Origin of the sequence: Arthrobacter sp. SLBN-112 (assembly GCF_006715225.1) — a bacterium.
Lineage (GTDB): Bacteria > Actinomycetota > Actinomycetes > Actinomycetales > Micrococcaceae > Arthrobacter.
On the sequence record NZ_VFMU01000001.1, the window covers coordinates 1484544 to 1504200 of the forward strand.

General features: G+C 66.6%; 12 protein-coding genes and 1 pseudogene. 3 read left to right on the top strand and 10 right to left on the bottom strand.

The window, feature by feature from the left end; all coding sequences use genetic code 11:
- Positions 1-154: 154 nt before the first annotated feature.
- A complete protein-coding gene (locus FBY33_RS06975) occupies positions 155-1201 on the bottom strand; it encodes an aldo/keto reductase (protein WP_142029934.1) in 1047 nt (348 codons plus the stop codon).
- A 178-nt stretch (positions 1202-1379) separates the two neighbouring features.
- Between FBY33_RS06975 and FBY33_RS06980 the strand changes: the two genes are divergently transcribed.
- Entirely contained in the window at positions 1380-2114 is a 735-nt protein-coding gene (locus FBY33_RS06980; protein WP_142029935.1) for a GAF and ANTAR domain-containing protein, read from the top strand.
- A gap of 163 nt (positions 2115-2277) precedes the next feature.
- The gene (malQ, locus tag FBY33_RS06985; protein ID WP_142029937.1) at positions 2278-4500 is read left to right on the top strand and encodes a 4-alpha-glucanotransferase; all 2223 of its coding nucleotides are present in this window, start codon (positions 2278-2280) and stop codon (positions 4498-4500) included.
- 86 nt (positions 4501-4586) lie between these two features.
- Here the strand turns inward: malQ and FBY33_RS06990 are convergent, their stop codons facing one another.
- Both FBY33_RS06990 and FBY33_RS06995 read right to left on the bottom strand, forming a co-directional pair.
- Positions 4587-7631, bottom strand: coding sequence for an alpha-amylase family glycosyl hydrolase (locus tag FBY33_RS06990; protein WP_235010476.1), 3045 nt, complete (start codon positions 7629-7631; stop codon positions 4587-4589).
- Between the two features lie 308 nt (positions 7632-7939).
- On the bottom strand, positions 7940-8986 hold the full coding sequence (locus FBY33_RS06995; protein ID WP_142029940.1) for a lactonase family protein: 1047 nt from the start codon (positions 8984-8986) through the stop codon (positions 7940-7942).
- A gap of 195 nt (positions 8987-9181) precedes the next feature.
- Here FBY33_RS06995 and FBY33_RS07000 point away from each other — a divergent pair, with 195 nt between their 5' ends.
- Entirely contained in the window at positions 9182-10045 is an 864-nt protein-coding gene (locus FBY33_RS07000) for a putative protein N(5)-glutamine methyltransferase (protein WP_235010477.1), read from the top strand.
- A gap of 126 nt (positions 10046-10171) precedes the next feature.
- On the opposite strand, the gene FBY33_RS07005 is transcribed toward FBY33_RS07000, so the two are convergent.
- From FBY33_RS07005 to FBY33_RS07035, 7 genes and pseudogenes are all read right to left on the bottom strand, one after another.
- Positions 10172-11989, bottom strand: a complete 1818-nt coding sequence (locus FBY33_RS07005) for an HNH endonuclease signature motif containing protein (protein WP_142029943.1) — start codon at positions 11987-11989, stop codon at positions 10172-10174.
- A 218-nt stretch (positions 11990-12207) separates the two neighbouring features.
- Complete coding sequence (locus FBY33_RS07010; protein ID WP_142029944.1) at positions 12208-12657, bottom strand: YtxH domain-containing protein; 450 nt, start codon at positions 12655-12657, stop codon at positions 12208-12210.
- 126 nt (positions 12658-12783) lie between these two features.
- A complete protein-coding gene (locus FBY33_RS07015) occupies positions 12784-13050 on the bottom strand; it encodes a GlsB/YeaQ/YmgE family stress response membrane protein (protein WP_056331329.1) in 267 nt (88 codons plus the stop codon).
- Between the two features lie 132 nt (positions 13051-13182).
- A complete protein-coding gene (locus FBY33_RS07020; protein WP_142029946.1) occupies positions 13183-14016 on the bottom strand; it encodes an aldo/keto reductase in 834 nt (277 codons plus the stop codon).
- Between the two features lie 35 nt (positions 14017-14051).
- Positions 14052-16609: pseudogene (locus FBY33_RS20865) on the bottom strand (rhamnogalacturonan lyase).
- A gap of 268 nt (positions 16610-16877) precedes the next feature.
- Positions 16878-18434, bottom strand: coding sequence for a long-chain-fatty-acid--CoA ligase (locus tag FBY33_RS07030; RefSeq protein WP_142032612.1), 1557 nt, complete (start codon positions 18432-18434; stop codon positions 16878-16880).
- A 23-nt stretch (positions 18435-18457) separates the two neighbouring features.
- Positions 18458-19654, bottom strand: a complete 1197-nt coding sequence (locus tag FBY33_RS07035; protein WP_142029948.1) for an acetyl-CoA C-acetyltransferase — start codon at positions 19652-19654, stop codon at positions 18458-18460.
- Positions 19655-19657: the final 3 nt, after the last annotated feature.

Sequence of the window (19657 nt, forward strand, 5' to 3'; positions counted from 1 at the left end):
AAAGGATGTCCACAAGACAAGTCAACGGATTGTTCCAGGCGTCTGACGACTGCGTGAACCCTTCGTGGGCCGTGCACGCCCGGGATGAAGAACGCAGGGAGTCAACTGCGGCCTTTGGGAGCGGGCGTGCCTCAGGCCCGGGGCTCGGAGCCGCTTACCGCCGCCGCAATTCCGCGAACTCGATGGACGGGACAATGGCGCCCGCGTCCCGCTCCACGAAGTTGGTTCCCGGCGGCACCAGCTCGTCGATGGCGTCCAGTACCGTCTCGCCCAGCTGGACGTCCGCCGCACGCAGGTACGCCTGGAGGTGCTCGCTGTTGCGCGGGCCGATGATCACGCTGCTGATGGCGGGATGGGTCAGGGCGAATCCCACGGCCAGGTCCACCAGGGACAGCTCCAGCTTGTCCGCCAGCCGGGCCAGTGAGTCCGCGGCAAGCAGCTTCCGTTCACTCGAGGGCCCCGAGATGTCGTAGCGGCCGGGCAGTGTGTGGACCCGGGTGGGCGGCTTGCCTGATTCGAGGACAAAGCTGCCGGACAGCCAGCCGCCGGCCAGCGGGCCGTAGGCAAGCACCCCCAGGCCGTACTGCTGGGCGATGGGCAGGACGTCCCGTTCATTGCCGCGGACCAGCATGGAGTACGGAACCTGGTTGCCCAGCGGCGGGATCAGGTGGTTTGTGGTGGCCAGCCATTGCGCTTCCACAAGCTGGGCCGGGGTGAACACGGAGGTGCCGTAGTACAGGATCTTGCCCTGGCGGATCAGGTCGTTGAGGGTGGTGATGGTCTCCAGCACGTCAGTGTTGTAGTCCGGCCGGTGCGCCTGGTACAGGTCGATACGGTCTGTCTGCAGCCGCCGCAGGCTGCCCTCGACGGCCTGCATGATCCAGCGCCGGGAATTCCCGGAGTGCGCCGGATTGGGGCTCATCTGGCCGTGGAACTTGGTGGCCAGGAAGACGTCGTCCCGCCGGCCGCGGAGCGCCCTGCCCACCACCTGCTCGGACTCGCCCTGCGAGTAGACGTCAGCAGTGTCAATTGCCGTGATGCCGGCGTCCAGGGCCGCGTGGATGATGCGGATGCTTTCATCCGCGCCGGTGGGGGCGCCCTGGGAGCTCCCGGTCCCCTCGCCGAAATTCATGGTGCCAAGGGTGAGGGGACTGATGGGGGTTCCCGACCGTCCGAACACCCGCAGTTCGCTCAGGCTCATCTGCGGTTTCCTCCATTCAGTTGCCGTGCCTTGGATCGTCATGAGGCTACACAGCCTGGACGGACCGCCGCAGATTTCCGCCTTAGTCCTTCTCTTTTCGTCGCACGGAGTAACCGGGGCCCGCGGGAATGACGTTTTGTGGCGCGCAAACGGCCGGGCATCATGCCTATATTGGGGGATGGGCACCATCAAGAGTGACGACCAGTTCGTCCAACTGCACGACCTCATCATCGGCAGCAGCAACGTGGCTGACTTCCTGACGGAGCTGTCCGCTGTTGCCGCTTCCACACTCAGCGGTGACGCAGGCGCGCCCATCGAGTGCGGAGTGACCCTCCGGCGCCGCAAACGCAGCGTCACCATTGCCGGCAGCAGTGAACGCGCCGTCATCCTGGACAAGCTGGAGCAGGCCCTGGGGGAGGGCCCGTGCCTCGCGGCGCTGGAGGTCATGCGGCCCATGGTCCTCTCGAATGTGGAGACTGATAACCGCTGGCCCAACTACCAGAAAGTCCTGGCCGAGAATGGCTGCGGCAGCGTCCTTGGCGTCCCCCTTGCCCTGGATCAACACCAGTCCGCGGCATTGAACTTCTTCGCCACGGAGCCGGACGTCTTTGCTCCCGACATCGTCCACCGGGCTGAAGGGTTTGCCGATCTCGCATCCCGTGCACTGCGACTGGCGCTGCGGATTGCCGATACCCAGAGCCTGGCAGACGACCTGAAGGCCGCCATGGCGAGCCGTACCACCATCGACCTTGCCTGCGGCGTGATCATGGGGCAGAACCGGTGCAGCCAGGAGGAAGCCATGGCCCTGCTCACCAAGGCGTCCAGCCACCGGAACCAGAAGCTGCGGGACGTTGCCGCCGGGATCCTGGGCCGGGTCAGTGCCGGGGCAGTGAGCACGCACTTCGATCCGTAGGCCGTGCCCGGGACCCGTCAAGACCCGCCCGCGTGCAGTGCCGGTTTCGCCTCCGCGCCGCCCTGCAATAATCTGAACCAACGGTTGTGCACGGGGGTGTCGGCGCCCGGTACAACAGCAGCACTGTAAAGTTCCGGGACCATCACAGACGAGGCGGACGCCCATGACGGCTTCAGACCAACAGCATGCAGAACGGCCAACCACCACGGCAGGCCCTCCCGCCGCTGCCCCTGGGCCGGTCGATCCGCACCTGCTGCAGCAACTGGCGGATGCCCATGGCGTGGGCACGTCCTTCCAGGGCTGGGACGGGCTTCCGCACTCCGTTGCCCAGGAGACGCTGGTCAAGGTGCTTGCCGCCCTTGGCGTTGAGGCACACACCAACCGGCACATCGAGGCTGCCCTGGCGGAAGCGGAGCTGGCGCCGTGGCGGCGGATGCTGCCGCCCGCCGTCGTCATCAAACAGGGCGAGCCCGCCCAGGTGCCCGTCCATGTCCGGGACGGCGCTACTGCGCGCCTTACCGTCAGCCTGGAAGGGGGAACCGGGGAACGGGAGGCCGTCCAGCAGGATGTCTGGATGGAGCCCAAGGAGGTCGACGGCGTGTCCAGGGGACGTGCCACGTTCTCCCTTCCCCAGGACTTGCCTCTGGGGTGGCACACTTTGCACGCGGAGTCGGAAGGTGCCACCGCCACCGCCACCCTGGTGGTGACGCCGGCACGGCTGGCCACGGCAAAGCCCCTGGAGGAACGCCGCGGCTGGGGGCTGGCCACGCAGCTGTATTCGGTCCGCTCAAAGCGGTCGTGGGGCATCGGCGACTTTGCGGACCTGGCCGACCTGGCCGCCATCAGCGGCGCACGGGGCGCCGACTACGTACTGGTGAACCCGCTGCACGCGGCTGAGCCCGTTCCGCCGGTCCAGCCCTCGCCCTACTCGCCGTCCACCCGCCGGTTCTTCAACCCGCTCTACATCCGGATCGAGGCCATCCCCGAGCTGGCCTACCTCCGGCCGCGGAAACGTGCGGCCCTGGAAAAGCTGCACGAGGAGGTGGCAGGGCTGAACCGGGAGGGTGCCCGGCTGGACCGTGATGCCGTGTACGCGGCGAAGCTGCAGGCGCTGGAAATGCTCTACCACACGCGCCGTTCACCCGCCCGGCAGGCCGCCTTCGACGAGTTCTGCCGCATTTCCGGCGGCGGCCTGGAGGATTTCGCGCTGTGGTCGGCCATCCGGGAGGACCTGGCGCCGGACGATCCGCTCTGGAAAGACCCAGCCTGCGCCATCGGAACCCCGGAAGCGGAAGCCCTGCGGACCAAGCTGGCGGACCGGATCGGGTTCCACCGCTGGCTGCAGTGGATCTGCGACGAACAGCTGGAAAACGCCCAGAAGGCAGCGCTGCGTTCCGGGATGCGGCTGGGCGTGGTGCACGACCTCGCGGTGGGCGTGGATCACAGCAGCGCGGACGCCTGGACACTGCGCGGCGTGCTGACCCCGAACACCAGCGTGGGGGCCCCGCCGGACATGTACAACCAGCAGGGCCAGGACTGGGGACAGCCGCCGTGGCACCCCGCCCGGCTGGCAGAGGCGGGATACGAACCGTTCCGCAACATGCTGGCCAACGTTCTCCGGCATGCCGGCGGCATCCGCGTGGACCACATCCTGGGCCTGTTCCGGCTGTGGTGGATTCCCATGGGGAATGCTCCCGGGGACGGCGCGTACGTCCGCTACGACCACGAGGCATTGATCGGCATCCTCGCCCTTGAGGCGCAGCGTGCCGGCGCCGTGGTGATCGGGGAGGACCTGGGCACCTTCGAGCCATGGGTGCGTGACTACCTCGCGGCCCGCGGGATCCTTGGCACGTCCATCCTTTGGTTTGAGTACGACGGCGATTCGCCCCTTGCGCCGGAAAAGTACCGCACGCAGGCGCTCGCCAGCGTCAACACCCACGACCTTCCGCCCACCGCCGGTTACCTTGCCGGGGACCACGTGGGCCTGCGGAGCCGGCTGGGGCTGCTGGAGCGGTCCGAGCAGGAGGAGCGCACGGAGCACAACGCGTCCCTGGAGAAGATGTTCGCCCTGTTGCGCGAACGCGGGTACCTCTCCGAAGGCGCTGCCGGCGGTGCGCAGGGGCAGGCATCGGAGGAGCACACCATCGAGGCGCTGCACCTCCTGCTGGCCCAGGCGCCGTCGGTACTGCTCGGCGTGGCCCTGGTGGATGCGGTGGGGGAGCGGCGGGTCCAGAACCAGCCCGGAACCACGGAGGCCCTCTACCCTAACTGGCAGGTGCCGTTGGGCGGCCCGGACGGCAAGCCCGTCTACCTCGATGACCTTCCCGCGAACAAGCGGTTCAACTCGCTGCTTGCGGCGGTGGAGGGAGCCCTGCACGGCTCCTAAGCGGGAAATGGACGCAACCAGCCCCCGCCGCTTTGGTAAGCGGCGGGGCCTGTTGCTTATTGCTTGCCTTGTATCGGAGGGTGAACCTAGCCCGCCGTGATCACGTGGGTGAAGTGGTCGTAACGGAAGGTGACCGGGCCGCCGTCGTGCTCAAACACGATGTTGGCCCCCGGCGTTGCCCCACCGGCCCCGTAACTGACGTCCCACGATTTATTGAGGGCCGCCTTGAACTCGTAGCTTCCCGCCGGCAGGTCCGGAACAGAGAGCTTCCACAGGAGGTCGGCCGGGTCCAGCACCAGCTGCGCCTGGCTGCAGGCCGGCTCCCAGTCCGAGGCGCAGCCCAGCTCGCTGTCCATGCTCCCGGCAGCCGCCACGGCGGCCGGCTGCTGTGAGGCATAGACGGCGCTCAGCAGGTGCGTGCTGTTGTCGTAGCGGAAGGTCACCCTGCCGCCGGGGTGGTCCAGCACGATGTTCTGCCCGTTCAGCTGGCCGTCGGCGCCGTAGTTTTCGTCCCAGCCGCCGTTGAGTGCCGCCTTGTATTCGTACTTGCCGGCCGGGAGGTCCACGGTCAGCCGCCAGATGCGGTCAGCCGGATCTAGGGTCATCCGTGCCTGGCTGCAGGCAGGATCCCAGTCTGCGCTGCAGCCCATTGCCTGGTTCAGGGAGCCGGCCACCGTGACGGAGTCGGGCTGCGGGGCCTGGCCAACCGTGACGGTCCTGGTGTCGCTGGCGACGTTGAAACCCGGGCCGGCCATCGTTGCGCGGTACTGGATTTTGGTGCCATCGTCCAGGGCCGAGACGTCGTCGGTTGCGGAGTAGACGGGCGACGACGAGTCTGTGCCCACCGCGGTCCAGCCCCCGCCGCCAACACTGCGTTCGAAGGACACCACATGGCTCGCCTTCTCCGGATCAGCGGTGGCGCTCAGCTCAACCTTGCCTTCCACGCTGCTGCCCTCGGCGGGCTTTTGCAGGGTCAGAACGGGCGTGGGAACGCTCGCTGAACGGCTTTGGCTGGTGGCGGCATGCCCGCCATTGTCCAGGACGGTGGCGCGGTACTCCAGCGGCGTGCCGGCGTCCAGCGCCGCCACGTCGTGGAACACCTGGTACGGCGCGGTGTCGTCCGTGCCAATGGGCTGCCACTGGCCGCCGGCCGTCTTCGCCTCAAAGGTGACCTCGTAGAACGAAGCACCGCCGACGTCGGCCGTTACGTTGATGCGTCCGTTGTCAGCCGGCGCTGCGGCCGGCTGCTGGAGGGCGACGGCGGGAGCCTCCTTGGAGTGCGGGATCCGGCCCGAGGATTCGTAGACGACGGCGGAGAGCGGCGGGACGGTGACGGTCAGTGTGGCATCGTCCGAGGTTTTGGCCTCGTCGGCGCCCTCGCCGTAAATGCGCGTGTAGCTGCGCTTGGCGATGTAGGTGGGGACCTCCGCCGTCTGGGGCTGGCCGCTGTTGTTCAGGGCCACCACGTATTCGCGCTGGTCCCGGGCATCCGTGCGGGAGAAGGCATAGATGCCGGGTCCGTCGGAGGCGTATCGGTGCTGGTGCGCCCCGTTCCGCAGTGCCGGGTGCTCCTTGGTGAGGGCGGCCAGTTCGCCGATCTTGGCGTAGAGGGGGTGGCCCGGGTTGAAGTTGTCGGTGGCGTGGGTGGCGTCCGTGCCCAGCAGGTCGTCGTCCAGGTACTCCGGCACCTTGCTGGCAAAGAGCGTCTGGCGTGCGTCCTGGTCGCCGCCGGGGCCGGTGAAGCCCTGTTCGTCACCGTAGTAGACCACCGGGTTGCCGCGGGAGAAGTACATCAGCTCGTGGGCCAGGTCATCGCGGGCCACCTTTTCCGCATCGCTTGCGGCGGGGTTGTCCTGGGCGATGAAGCTGCCGATGCGGCCCATGTCGTGGTTGCCCAGGAAGGTGGGCAGCTCGTAGACGTTGGAATCGGCGTCCGTGTACCAGTCGTCGCCCGCGAAAAAGGCCTGCAGCGCCTTGGCGTCCTGGCTCTTGGAAGCAAAGTTGCGGGCAGCGTCCTGGAAGGGGAAATCCAGCACGGCCTGCATTTTGTTGCGGGTGGTGAACTGCGACGTGAAGCTCTTGGTGGTGTCAAAGACTTCGCCGAACATGAAGAACTCGTCCTTGCCGTGTTCCTTGGCGTAGCTGAGGACGTTGGGGCCGAATTCCTGCCAGAACTCGTTGTTCACGTGCTTCATGGTGTCGATCCGGAAACCGTCCACGCCAAAGTCGCCGATCCAGGACTCATAGATGTCCTCCATGCCGTGCACCACGGTGGGGTTTTCGGTGAAGAGGTCATCGAGGCCAAAGAAGTCGCCGTACATGGAGTCTTCACCGGTGAAGGTGGTGTCGCCGCGGTTGTGGTACAGCGTGGGGTCATTCAGCCAGGCAGGGACCTTGAGGTTTTCTTCACCGGGGGCCAGGAGTGGCTTGTAGGGGAATGATGTGTTCGCGTCCAGCTCGGGGAAGGTTCCGGTGCCGGCGTAGTCACGGTCATCGAAGGTTTCGCCCGAGGCCGTCTTGTAGGGGACGGCGTCCTTGGAGACGTAGCCTTTGCGGGCGCCCTCCTGGTAGCCGATCACGTCCGCCGTATGGTTGGTGATGATGTCGAAGTACACCTTCATGCCGCGGGCGTGGGCATCCTGGATCAGGGCTTTGAGCTCGTCGTTGGTGCCCAGGTGCGGATCGATCTGCGTGAAGTCCGTGACCCAGTAGCCGTGGTAGCCGGCTGACTTGTCCTCCGGCTGGACGGCCTTGTTCTTGAAGCTGGGGGTCAACCAGATGGACGTGGTGCCCAGGCCCTGGATGTAGTCGATCTTGTTCCGCAGCCCGGTCAGGTCCCCGCCGTTGTAGAAGCCCTTCTTTGCGGGGTCGAAGCCGGAGACCATAGGGTCCGGCCCCAGCCCGCCCTGGTCGTTGGCGGTGCTGCCGTTGCTGAAGCGGTCTGCCATGACGAAGTAGAAGTTTTCGTCCGTGACGGGACCGCGAAGCGAATGGAGTGCGGAGGAGGAGCCCTGGCCTTGGGTGCCGGGATTCTTTGGATCCTTAAGGCCCACGGCGGCATGGGCCGGGAGGACTGCCGCCGAAACCGCCACGGCGGCTGCCAGGAGGCCGGCTGCGGACCTGGCCGCCATGGCACGGCCAGAGGTTGATTGACGGGCTGTGGGATGCTGTGTTCCTGCGGGCTTTGGCCGCAGTTGGGCGCGTGGGGGCGCGCCGGGAGGGGTGCGGAATAACAAGGGTGAGACCTTCCTGGGAAGCAGCGCTGCTGTACAGGCTTGCCGTTGACAAGGGATGCGGCAGGAGGATTCGAAGGACAGCATGCTGACCTGTGAACCAAGTCACAACTGTAAGCGCTTGCACTGAATTACTCCAGCGTTTGTGGGCGCGCCCTGTGTGTCCGGGCTCGAGCCCTTGCAGGAAGTCCTGGCTGTGTTTACGGTCAGCCGGCGGACACCAGGGCAGTGGGCGATGGGGTCCCCAGATCATGAAGCTTCGGGCCGGGGAGTCCGGTGACGGGATCCAGCTCAAATGTGGCGATGTTGTCCGACCTTTCGTGCGCCACGTGCAGCCAGTTTCCCCGGACCAGGTGGTGCCGCGGCCAGTCCCCACCGCTGCCGAAGTCCTTGACGGGGATCAGTTCGGTGCCGCCTCCTGCTACTTCCAGCACGCTGACGATGTTGGATCCGCGGACGCCGGCGTACGCGAAGTTTCGCTGCGGGCCAAGGCAGATTTCGGCAGCGGAATCGCCGTCCTGGCTCCCGCCGGCGGTAGCGGGTCCGCGAAAGACCAGCTCATAGGTGCCGGCCTCGGGCCGGACCACGAAGACCTCCACGGAGTACTCCGACACGATGAAGACATTGCCCGTAGGGTGCTCCACCATATGCCGGGGACCGCTGCCGTAAGGAAGGATCACCTCGTGGTCGGCCACCAGCCCCCTGCCAGGCTCATAGTTCCAAATCCGGAGGGTGTCATGGCCCAGGTCCGTGGTCATGACCCGCCCGTCGCTCAGCATCAGGCTGGCATGGGCACGGCTTTGCCGGGGGCTGCCGGGAGCAAGGCTTGCGTGGGGGTCAACCGACGGTGCGGCGGGGAACCGCCCGGCCAGGCCGCCGTCGTCATTCAGCTCGTAGAGCAGGACCTGCCCGTCGCCCCAACAGGCAGCGGTGGCAAACCGGCCGCGCGGGTCCACGGCCACGTGGCACGTGGCCTCGCCTGCCGGCTGCGGTGCCCCGTTTAGTTCCAGCGCCGCATCGCCCCGACGGCGGTAGGCCTGGACCTTTTTACGCTGCTCGGCTGCCGCGTACACCACCGGCAGCGTCGGGTGGACGGCCAGGAACGACGGCGACTGTGCCTCGACTGCGGTGCCCAGCCATTCAAGGCTTCCGTCCTGGTGCTCCCGGACAGCCCCGATGCCTTTGGCGCGGCCGCCGCCGTCGGGGGTGTAGGTGCCGATCCAAAGAATGTCGCTGGCTGTTCCCATGGTCATGGTCCCATCCTGCCAAGAACTGGCACCCATTCCCGTGAATAAGGCCACCTATTAGCATGGGATTCCCAGCAACGGACGAAAGGAGGCGGTGCCCATGACCGCGGTAATAGCCTTGGGTGTCCCCGCCCGGCGCCGTCCGGAGAGCGTGGCCTAGCAGGCATGGGTGTGGCCGCCGGCTCAGCGAAGGGCGTTGCTGTGCCATGTCCTGAATCACGGGCTGTTCGCAGTCCTTCACCGGCTCCCGGTTCTTCCCCATCACGGGGCTTCGACGGCGTTGTCTCTGCCTTAAGGTCCGCGGGCTGCGTCTTCGCCGAGGAAGAGGCCCGCCTGCTGCTCGCCGAAGCCTCAACTCCCGATGACCTTCACCGGAACGTCCAGCGCCGTGCGGCAGGCGTCCCCCTGGAACTCATCCTGGGCTGGGCGGAATTCGCCGGCCGCCGGATTTTGGTGGAACCCGGTGTGTTCGTCCCCCGACGCCGTACCGAGCTGCTGGTCAATGAGGCCCTGGCGCTGCTGCCGCAGTGGCCCCTGCCGGCGCCCGCCGTTGTCGTTGACCTCTGTTGTGGGTCCGGAGCCGTGGGAGCGGCCGTCATTCATCAGGCACCGTGGGTGGAACTGCATGCCGCGGACATTGAACCTGCGGCTGTTCGATGTGCCCGTCGAAACGTTGGACTGATCGGCGGCCAGGTGCATGCAGGGGACCTGTTCGATGCCCTGCCGGCAGGGCTGCGCGGCCAGGTCAGGGTGCTGGTGGTCAACGCACCGTACGTGCCCACGGAAGCTATCCGCACCATGCCGCCCGAGGCGCGCCTGTACGAACCTGTTGCCTCCCTCGACGGCGGTGCTGATGGCCTCGACGTCCAGCGCCGTGTTGCTGCCGGAAGCCCCGGATGGCTGGCTCCCGGCGGTCATCTGCTCATCGAAACCAGCCAGCGGCAGGCTGCCGGCACTTCAGGGATCCTCGCCGCCGCCGGGTTCGACACACGGACGGTCCGTTCAGAGGAAGTGGACGGCACCGTGGTGGTCGGGCGCCTGGCGACAGGGGACCCACGCGCATAGGCATCCTGAAGTTCTTGATCAGCCCCGGATCCTTAAACCCGATGCGGCCTCGGGCCCAGAGCACCGTGAAGTGGCGGTCCATCTTAAGCCGGTCCGGCAACCCGCGACCTGTTCTGCACCCTTGTCTCATCCGATTCCGTCGGGTGGTGGCGGTGGTTTGAAGTAGTGGTTTTGTTGTGGTGTTTGGGTGGGGTCGATGTGGGGTGGGGGTATGAACGTGGGTGTGCCGTGGGTGGTGGTGATTGTCCATTGTTCTTTGTGGATGAGGTGGTGGTGGTGGCTGCAGAGCAGGACGCCGTTGTTGGTGGTGGTGGGTCCGCCGTGTGACCAGTAGGTGATGTGGTGGGCTTCGCACCAGGGTGCGGGGATGGTGCAGTTGGGGAAGGCGCAGCCTTGGTCGCGGGCGGTGAGGGCGGTTCGTTGGGCGGGGGTGAAGAGGCGGGTTTTGCGGCCGAGGTCGAGGATTTCGCCGTGGGTTCCCAGGAGTGCGGGGATGATGTCGGCGTCGCAGGCGATTTTGCGCAGGGTGGGCGCGGCGACGGGCCCAGTGAACGCGAAGGTCCCGGTCCCTGCTGGTGTTCCTGCCCGGGTTTCCACCTGTGCCCCTGTTGTTGATTCTGTTCTTCCGGACGAGGTGGGGAGGGGTCCGGGGAAGAGGTCCTGGTAGTGGATGGTGGCGATGATTTGGGGGCGGTTGCCGCCGGTGGTGGGCAGGGTGGTGGTGGCGAGGGCGGTTTTGGCGGCGGTGATGATGCCGTCGAGTTGTTTTTGGGCCCGGGTGCGCTGGTCCAGGTCTATCTGGGCGGTGTGGTCGGTTCCGTTGTTCGCCGTTGGGCTGTCCCTGGCACCGGTGTCTGCGCCTGTGGTGTTGCCGGTGCCGGTGCTGGTGTCGGGGGTGGTGGTGCGGGGGTTGGTGGCGGTGTTCATGACGGTGAGGAGGTGTTCGTATTGGTCGGTGGTGGCAAAGATTTCGACGTGGTGCAGGCCGTGGCGGGGTTTGCGGATGAAGGCGCCCTGGGTGTGGCGGAGGGCCTCTTCGGTGGGTTCGGTGCCGTCGGCGTCGATGGTGTCGGTCCAGCGTTGGGCCAGGCGGGTGAGGAAGTCGGGGTGGGCGGCGGTGGCGGCGTGGGTGAGGTGGTGCTCGATCCGGTCCAGGGTTTCTTCCGTGGTGTGGTGCTGGAGCCGGTCCAGGGTAGCGGTGATGAGGGTCGCGGCGTGGGAGGACACCACCGGTGCCTGGGGGTTGGCGTCCGATCGCGGGCCCGGGGTGAGGGCGGCGGCGAGGTGTGGCCGGGTTGGTGGGAGTGGTTCGCCGGTGAGGGTGGCGCCGGGGAGGACGTGCCGGGCGAGGGTGAGGCGGCGGCGGGCTTCACGGATGGGGATCCGCAGGCGGAGGCGGAGGAACTCTGCGGTGTTCCGGCACCCGTCGTCGGCCGGGGACGCCACCGGTTGGCCGGGTGCAGCGACTGCCCCGGGCTGGGAGGGCAGGCCGGGCCAGGTGGCGTCTGTTTCACTGACAGCTGCCGGCCCGGTGTTCAGGGTTTCGACTCCGTTGGCGTCCCACCCGGTGACCCAGCCCCGGGACCGGCTGGCGCGGGTCGTGGCGGTGTCGTTGATGGCCTGGGTGCGGGTCCGGTCTACAGCGCCGGCCGAGAGGATCTGCAGGTATTCCGCGGTGCGGACCAGTTCCTCGACCCCGTCGGCGAAGTCGGCGGCCTCGACATAAGAGGCGGACGCCAGCAGGTCCGGGGCGGCCAGGGCAGCGGCCGCAAGCTGCGCACCCAGCTGACTGAGCCGATCCCGTGCGACAGCAACTGCCGAAGATAAGACTTCCTGGGACTGCACTGAAGGCTGCCCGGCCGGGACTGCCTGAAGGTTGGCCAGGCGCGGCAGCCAACTGCCGGCGTCGTCCGCCTGCCCAAGATCTTCCCCAATGGCCTCCATAACCCAACTCTGCCAGCCACCACCGACAACCAGGACACCCCAAAACCCCTATGTGGAAAACCCGGGCTGGTGTTGTTTCAAGCCCCGTTAAACGTTGCCGGCCGCCGCGTCCCCCAAGGATCGCGACGGCCGGCAAGGCGATTCAGTTGTAGCACAAAGCCTGCATCTTCCCATGTCAACCGATAGCTGCGGCGTAATGGTCAGGGCGAAATCAATGATCAGGCTTTGGTGCCGGTCCCATCGGAGGTGCCAAGGTTGGTGGTCTCCGGGTGGGTGCTGTGTGCGGGGATGTGGTCCTCGGCCGCACTGTTGGCGTCGCCCGCCACCGAAGTGCCGGTTGAAGGAGAGCCGGAGGTACCGGTGGCAGGCGTGCCACTGGAAGTACCCGCTGTCCCTGATGCCTGGCCTCCGCCGGAACTGCCGTCCCGGTGCATCGCCGAGCCAATGACCGTGCCTGCGCGGCGTGCGGCTTCGGTCAACTGGTCCGCCACCTCGGGGGCCTTTTCCTTGATGGTCTCCGTAGCCACGGATACCTTGTCCTGGACAGGCTTGCTGTCCCAGATGCCGGCTGCGCGGGCCTTCAGCTTGTCATAGGCCGCACGGCCTGAACGCGAGCCGAGGACATAGCCGACGGCAACGCCGACACCTAAAAGAAGCTTGTTTTTCACGATGAACTCCTGCTCTGCGAGAAGGTTGTCAGTTCCGGCCGGCGTAGCGGGCGCCCCTTGCCGGAGAAAATGAAGGCCGGCCTGGGGATGGTGTCCCCAGGCCGGCCTCCTGGCATGCCCGTACAGTTATCCGCGGGCGCTACGCTTGGTGACCATGCCGTAGATGGCAAGGACAATCAGCGAGCCGACGATCGCCAGCAGCCACGTCTGGATGGAGAAGAACTCCTGCAGTCCACTGCCGAAGATCAACCCGCCCAGCCAGCCGCCGAGGAAAGCGCCAACGACGCCCAGGATCAGAGTGATGACCCAGCCGCCACCCTGCCTGCCCGGGAGGATCGCCTTAGCGATCGCACCAGCAATAAGTCCGAGAATCAGAAATGCAATAAATCCCATTTGTTGCTCTCTTCCTAAGTAAAGGAGGCCTCCAGGTTCCGGAGGCACTTCATCCTTCTGCCCCAATAGTAATCATGCTTACTATCTTTTTGCCAACCCCGTTTTGAGAAAAAAGCCCTGTTCAGGCAGGTTTCAGTGCCCTGTTTTGTCTGAATCGTTGCCCGCGCCGGGACCCTCGTCCAGCACCCATAATTCCGCTAGATCCTGCGGGTCCAGGGCGAAATCGAACACGTCCAGGTTCTCCGCCATCCGGCCGGGCGAAGCCGTCTTGGGAATCGTTACCAATCCGTTTTGTATGTGCCACCGCAGGACCAGTTGGCCGGGGGTTTTTCCGTGCTTTTCCGCCAATTGGGCAAGGAGGGGCGCGCTTAATAAACCTGCGCCGGACCCGCCCAGCGGGCTGTAGGACTCGGTGACAATCCCGTGCCGTTCGTGGAATTGCCGCTCGGCGGACCGGGTAATTGCAGGGCTGAGCTGGATTTGGTTCACCGCGGGGACCACGTTGGTCTCCGCCATCAGACGCTCCAGGTGCGCCGGCTTGAAGTTGGACACCCCGATGGACCGGACTTTTCCCTCCGCCTGCAGCCGTTCAAACGTCCGCCAGGTAGAGATGTACTGGTCCCGTCCCGGGAGCGGCCAGTGGATCAGGAGCAGGTCCACATAATCCAGGCCCAGCCGGTTCAGTGAGCCCTCCAGGCCCGCCACTGCACGGTCGTCGCCCTGGAACTCACCGTCCAGCTTGGTGGTGATGAAGAGCTCGCTCCGGTCCACGCCGCTGGCGCGGATGCCGTTGCCTACCCCGCGTTCGTTGCCGTACTTCACGGCGGTATCGATGTGCCGGTACCCGGCTTCCACGGCATGAACGACGGCGGCAGCCACCTGTTCGTCATCCAGCGGCCAGGTGCCAAGCCCCAGCTGGGGAATCCTGTTGCCGTCATTGAGTTCGATGAGCGGTGCAAGTGTCATGCCATCAGTCTCCCTTTTATCGGCCGTCCCTGCCCTTACTGGCCTGGATTCGAGAAGGCCCGGAGGATGTTGCCGGCGTTGTAGTCCAACGCCACCCGGGCCGTACTTGATACCGTATCCGGCCCCTTCTGCTGGGCAAGGAAGTCGGCGAACCTCTGCATGGCCTGGCCAGCCTTGGCAGGGTCGCCGTCCTGGACCGCCTTCGCGGCCTGCTGGATGCTGGCGCGGAGCTGGTCCGCCACCGGCCCGGCCACATCCCCGGAGTCCACCAGGTCCGCCAGGATGTCCTGCAATGCCTTGACGCTGCCCGGCAGCCACGCGGCCCGCAGGGGTACGTTGCCGAAGGTCATGTCGGAGGCAAGGTAGAAGTCGGTGTAGGCAGGCTGGTTGTAGGCCGTGTTCTGGCGGGCAACCTCGGCGCGGTACTGCGGATCGTGCATCAGTGTGTAGAGCTTGTGGTTGGTGACCTCCGTGCTCAGGTAGATCCGGAGTGCTGAGCTGTCAGCCGTGCGGACCACCATCTCCTCGCGCCAGTCACCCAGGATGTCCGCCACCAGGCTGGGGGTGCCCTTGGTGCCGTTGTTGGTGCGGGTGGCGTCCGCCGTGAGCAGGCGTCCGCGCTTCCAGTCATCGATGGTGGGGGTTTGGTCGCCGGAGCCGTTGATGATCTGCGTTGTCATGTCGGCGGCCCACTTGATGCTCATGTTGGTTCCGGGGGCGCTGCTGGAGAGCTTGCGGCCGTCCGCCGACTGCATGCCGATGGCCCAGTTCTCGATGCCGGGGACGGACGGATCCACGTCGCCGATCATGCCGCGGCCGGTGTCCTTGCCCGAGTAGGCGCCGAACAGCACTTCCCCGGTGGCGGCGTCCCGCATTGCGTAGCCGTACGGGGCATAGGAGGCCCCTTCATGCACGGTAAAGATCTCCTTGCCGGGGCGCGCCGGGTCGATGTCCGCCACATGCATGGCATCCCCATGTCCCAGGCGCGCCTCTTCGCCGGGCGCGGCGCTGCCGGTTGGCAGGGTGTCGAACGACGTGTACAGGACTGAACCGTCGTCGTCGAGCGTTGCCGATCCGTAGACGATCTCCTGCTTTCCGTCACCGTCCACGTCGGAGGCACTCAGCGAGTGGAAGCCCTGGGTGGTGAGCTTGCCGTAGGTGGGGTCGGTGCCGTCGCGGCCGTGCGGGGAGTCATTGAACGGATTGGTCATGGGCGTCCAGCCCGAATCCACGTTCCAGACCGGCGACAGGTCGGTCCCGTCCCAGGTGTAGGTGGCCAGTGTGGTGCGGGTGTAGTAGCCGCGGGCAAAGACAGCGGCCGGCTTCCTGCCGTCGAGGTAGGCGACCCCGGCCAGGAACCGGTCCACGCGGTTGCCCGGCTCGATCCGCGCCATGGCGTAATCACCCCACATCAGGCCATCGTCCGTCCGTCCCGGCGCGTAGGCCACCGTCTTCAGCTCCTTGCCCGTGGCGCCCTCGAACACTGTCAGGTACTCGGGGCCGGAAACGATGAAGCCTTCAAACGCGCGCAGGTTGTTGCGGGCGCTGCGCGACGGGGCGTAGACGTCCATGAAGTAGTCGGTAAGCGCTTCGGCATCGGCCTGGGACAGCGGGTACTTGTACTTCGGCGCGATGCCGAAAGCCTGCTCAAGGGTGGCGGGCCAGTGGCCTGCCTTGACTTCGGGGTGCTCGGTCCAGCCCTGGAAGGTCTTCACCATGTGCCGGTAGTAATCGGCGGCGCTCATCCGGTAGTCGTCCGTGTTGGAGTACCCGGCGTCGATGTCGGACTGGAGCAGTGAGATGAAGGAGCTGGCCGCCACACTGCCGTCGGCATTGAAGCTGGTGCTCTTGGTCCCCGGCGCCGTCTTCATCATCATCTCCGCCCGGCCGTCGCCGTCGAAGTCGTTGACCAGCAACTGGGTGTAGTGGGCGCCGGCGCGGATGTTGACGCCCAGGTCGATCCGGCTGAGGAGGGTGCCGTCCGCCTTGTAGGTGTCCACATAGGTGTTGCCCGTGTAGTCCACCTGTGAGACGTCCTTGGAGTTGTTGGGGTCCCATTTGACGATGAACTCGTACTGCCCGTCGCCGTCCACGTCACCCACCGAGGTGTCGTTGGCGGAGTAGGTGTTGGCCTGGCCGGCAGGGGTCACGCCATCCGCCGGCTTTTTGAGCGGGATGTCCTTGAAGTTGCTGCCCCAGGGGGTGGCTGCTGCGCTGCGGTCCACTTCGACGCCCCCGACGACGGCGCGCACCTGATAGGCCGAGCCTGCGCGCTGCGGTCCAGGAAGTTGGTGCTGTCCGTGACGGTGCCCAGCTTTTGCCCGTCGCGGTACACAGTGAAGTCGGTGCCGGTGAGGCCGGTGGCGGAGGACCCCGTGGCTTCATTGCCCAGCAGGCGCCAACTGAGGAAGACGCCCTCCGAGGTGCCGGCGGCCACCAGTCCACGGTCCAGGTGGTCCAGCTGGATGCCGGGGTTTCCCGGCTTGGGGGAGGGCCCGACGGCGGAGGCCGGGGCTGAGAGGCAGCCCACCGTCAGTGCCAGGCCGGCGGCGCCGACCGAGAGAAGGCGTATGGGGGTAAGGCGGGGATTCATCAGTGAATCCTTTCAATTTTGAGACCGGAAAACGCTTCCCCAGCAATCTAGGGCCGGGGGAGGGGTGAAGACAAGCCTTGTTTTCCTTGCTCAGGCAGGGTATTTAGAACGTTGTAGAAGCGGCAAGCCGATGCCCGCCAAGCATGCTTGGCGGGCATCGGCGGGCAGCGGCGGGCATTGGCCGGGAGCGCTGCGGTGTCCTGCCCCGAGCGCCGGCCCTGCCCTGGCCCGCTTTGCCCTGACCGGTCCTGCTACAGCCAAACGTGCCCTAGGCGGGGTCCCCGGCCAGCTTGCGCTTGAGGATCTTTCCACTGGGACCGAGAGGGAGTTCGGAAAGGATCCTGACCACCCGCGGGTACTTGTAGGCCGCGAGCTGGTTGCTGGCGAAGTCCACCAACTCGGTTTCACTGACGGTTGCGCCGGCGTCCAGCACGATCGCGGCCGCAATTTCCTGCCCGTGGACCTCATCGGGGATGCCATAGACGGCGGCGCTCACCACTGCCGGGTGGGTCAGCAGGACTTCCTCCACTTCCCGGGGGTAGACGTTGTAGCCGTTGCGGATGATCATGTCCTTCTTGCGGTCCACGATGGTGAGGTAGCCGTCGTCGTCCTTTGTTCCCAGGTCTCCGGTGCGGAACCAGCCGTCCACCACCGCCTCCGCGGTGGCCTCGGGCCGGTTGAGGTACCCCTTCATCAGCAGGTGCCCGCGGATGACCAGCTCACCGAGCTCACCGTTGGGCAGCAGCTCGATGGCCTCCACCGTCTCCGGGCGGGCGATCTCGATGTCCACGCCCCAGATGGGGACCCCAATGGTGCCGGGCCGCGGCGCCGTGCCCACGTGGTTGAAGGAGGCCACCGGGGAGGTCTCGGTCAGGCCGTAGCCTTCGTGGATCTCCACGCCGAAGACGTCCCGGAACCTGTCCATGACGGCCAGCGGAAGCGAGGCTCCGCCGGAGATGCCGTACCGCAGGACCGTCGGACGGTCCGGCACGGTCTTGGCAGCTTCCAGGAGCGCCACATACATGGTGGGTACCCCAAGGAAGATGTTGACGTTGTGCCGCGCCAGCAGCCTCAGCGCGTCCTCGCCGGTGAAGCGCGGCATCAGGACGATGGTGGCTCCGGCACGCAGGCCCGTATTGAGGACTACCGTCTGGCCAAAGGTGTGGAAGAGCGGCAGCCCGCCGAACAGGACGTCGCCTGGCCGGAAGTCCATCACGCTGGTCAGCAGCACGCTGGTCTGTTCCACCAGGGCGAAGTGCGTGCCCAGCGCTCCCTTCGGTTTACCGGTGGTGCCCGAGGTGTAAAGGATGGTGGCCGTATCCGAGGGGCGGCACGGTTCATACGTCCGGATGGGTTCGGCGGCGGCTGCTTCCGCTTCGAGCCGGGGGAACCCGCCGTCGTCGGGAGCCATCACCGTCAGGACGTCGGTTCCATTGGCCGCAGCGCCGGCAGCCCCCTCCGTGAGCAGGGGAGCAGCGCAGACCAGCAGCCTGGCGCCGCTGTCCTGCAGGACGTATTCGATTTCGCGGGCCTTCAGCAGGGCATGAACGGGGACCACGATGGCGCCGAGCGACAGGATGGCGTAATACACCCGGGCGAAGTCCGGGACGTTGGGGATCAGGACGGCGACGGCGTCTCCCGGGCCAATGCCGCGGGCCCGCAGCGCGCCGGCATAAGCGCGGGTCTGGTCCCAGAGGTCGGCGTAGCTGACCTGGTCCTCACCCACCACGAGGGCGATGCTGTTTGGTGTCCTTTTGGCTGATTCGGCCAGGACGGCTGCGACGGAGATGGTGGCGAAGCCGTCGACGGAGGGGTTGTTGGTCATGGCCTGCTTCTTCGTTGGGATGGTCATGCTTTGAGGATGAGGGCGTCGCCTTGGCCGCCGCCCCCGCAGAGGGCCACGACGCCGGTGCCGCCGCCGCGGCGTTTCAGCGCGAGTGCCTGGTGCAGCACCAGGCGTGCGCCCGAGGCGCCCACCGGGTGCCCCAGGGCAATGGCGCCGCCGTCGGCGTTCACGGCCCCCGTGTCGATGCCCAGGTCGTTGGCGGACTGGATGAGGACAGAGGCGAATGCTTCGTTGATTTCCACCAGGTCCAGGTCCTGCACCGTGAGCCCCTGGTCCTTCAGCGCGCGCTCGATGGCACGGGCCGGCTGGGAGTGGAGGGATCCGTCCGGTCCCGCCGTCTGGCCGTGGGCGCCGATCTCGGCGATCCACTCCAGCCCTGCCGCTTCGGCTGCCGCTTTGTTCGCAATGACAAGGGCTGCTGCGCCGTCGGAGAGCGGGGATGACGATCCGGCGGTGATGGTGGCCGTCTCCTCCTTGGAGAATGCCGGCCGGAGCTGCGCCAGGGATTCGGCCGTGGTTTCCGGGCGGATGCCTTCGTCGTGCTCAATGGTCACGGCCGGGCCCTTGCGCTGCGGCACCTGGATCGGTGCGATCTCCTCGGCCAGCACCCCCGCGGCCCGGGCGGCCTCGGCGCGCTGATGCGAGCGGGCCGCCACCACATCCTGTTCGGCACGGCTGATCCCGCGCTGAGCGTTCCCGGCGTCCGTGGCCTCGCCCATCAGCTTGCCGCTCACGGGGTCCTGGAGTCCGTCGTGGTTCAGGGAATCGAGCATGGGAGCATCGCCGATGACGACGCCGGCGCGAAGCCCCGGGACCAGGTGCGGTGCGTTGGTCATCGACTCCTGGCCTGCGGCGACAATGAAATCCGCTTCCCCGGTGCGGATCATCCGGGCGGCGTCGATCACGGCAGTCAGCCCGGACAGGCAGAGCTTGTTGATGGTGATGGTGGGGACATCCCAGCCGATGCCGGCTGCCAGGCTGGCCTGGCGTGCGGGACCTTGCCCGGCGCCGGCCTGGATGACCTGCCCCACGATCACGGCGCCGATTTGTTCCGGCGCCACGCCGGTCCGTTCCAGTGCTGCCCGGATGGCATGGGCGCCGAGCTGGCTGGAGGAGAAGGGCGTGAGGCCGCCGCGGAACCGGCCGAACGGCGTGCGGGCGCCGCCCAGGATGACGGGGATGTTGGCGTTCTGGTTCAAGAA

Coding starts and splice junctions, on each gene's coding strand:
- FBY33_RS07020 (WP_142029946.1), bottom strand. CDS start 14,016: ATGACACTTGCACCGCTCATCGAACTCAATGACGGCAACAGGATTCCC.
- FBY33_RS06995 (WP_142029940.1), bottom strand. CDS start 8,986: ATGACCATGGGAACAGCCAGCGACATTCTTTGGATCGGCACCTACACC.
- FBY33_RS07005 (WP_142029943.1), bottom strand. CDS start 11,989: ATGGAGGCCATTGGGGAAGATCTTGGGCAGGCGGACGACGCCGGCAGT.
- FBY33_RS06980 (WP_142029935.1), top strand. CDS start 1,380: ATGGGCACCATCAAGAGTGACGACCAGTTCGTCCAACTGCACGACCTC.
- malQ (WP_142029937.1), top strand. CDS start 2,278: ATGACGGCTTCAGACCAACAGCATGCAGAACGGCCAACCACCACGGCA.
- FBY33_RS06975 (WP_142029934.1), bottom strand. CDS start 1,201: ATGAGCCTGAGCGAACTGCGGGTGTTCGGACGGTCGGGAACCCCCATC.
- FBY33_RS07030 (WP_142032612.1), bottom strand. CDS start 18,434: ATGACCAACAACCCCTCCGTCGACGGCTTCGCCACCATCTCCGTCGCA.
- FBY33_RS06990 (WP_235010476.1), bottom strand. CDS start 7,631: ATGGCGGCCAGGTCCGCAGCCGGCCTCCTGGCAGCCGCCGTGGCGGTT.
- FBY33_RS07015 (WP_056331329.1), bottom strand. CDS start 13,050: ATGGGATTTATTGCATTTCTGATTCTCGGACTTATTGCTGGTGCGATC.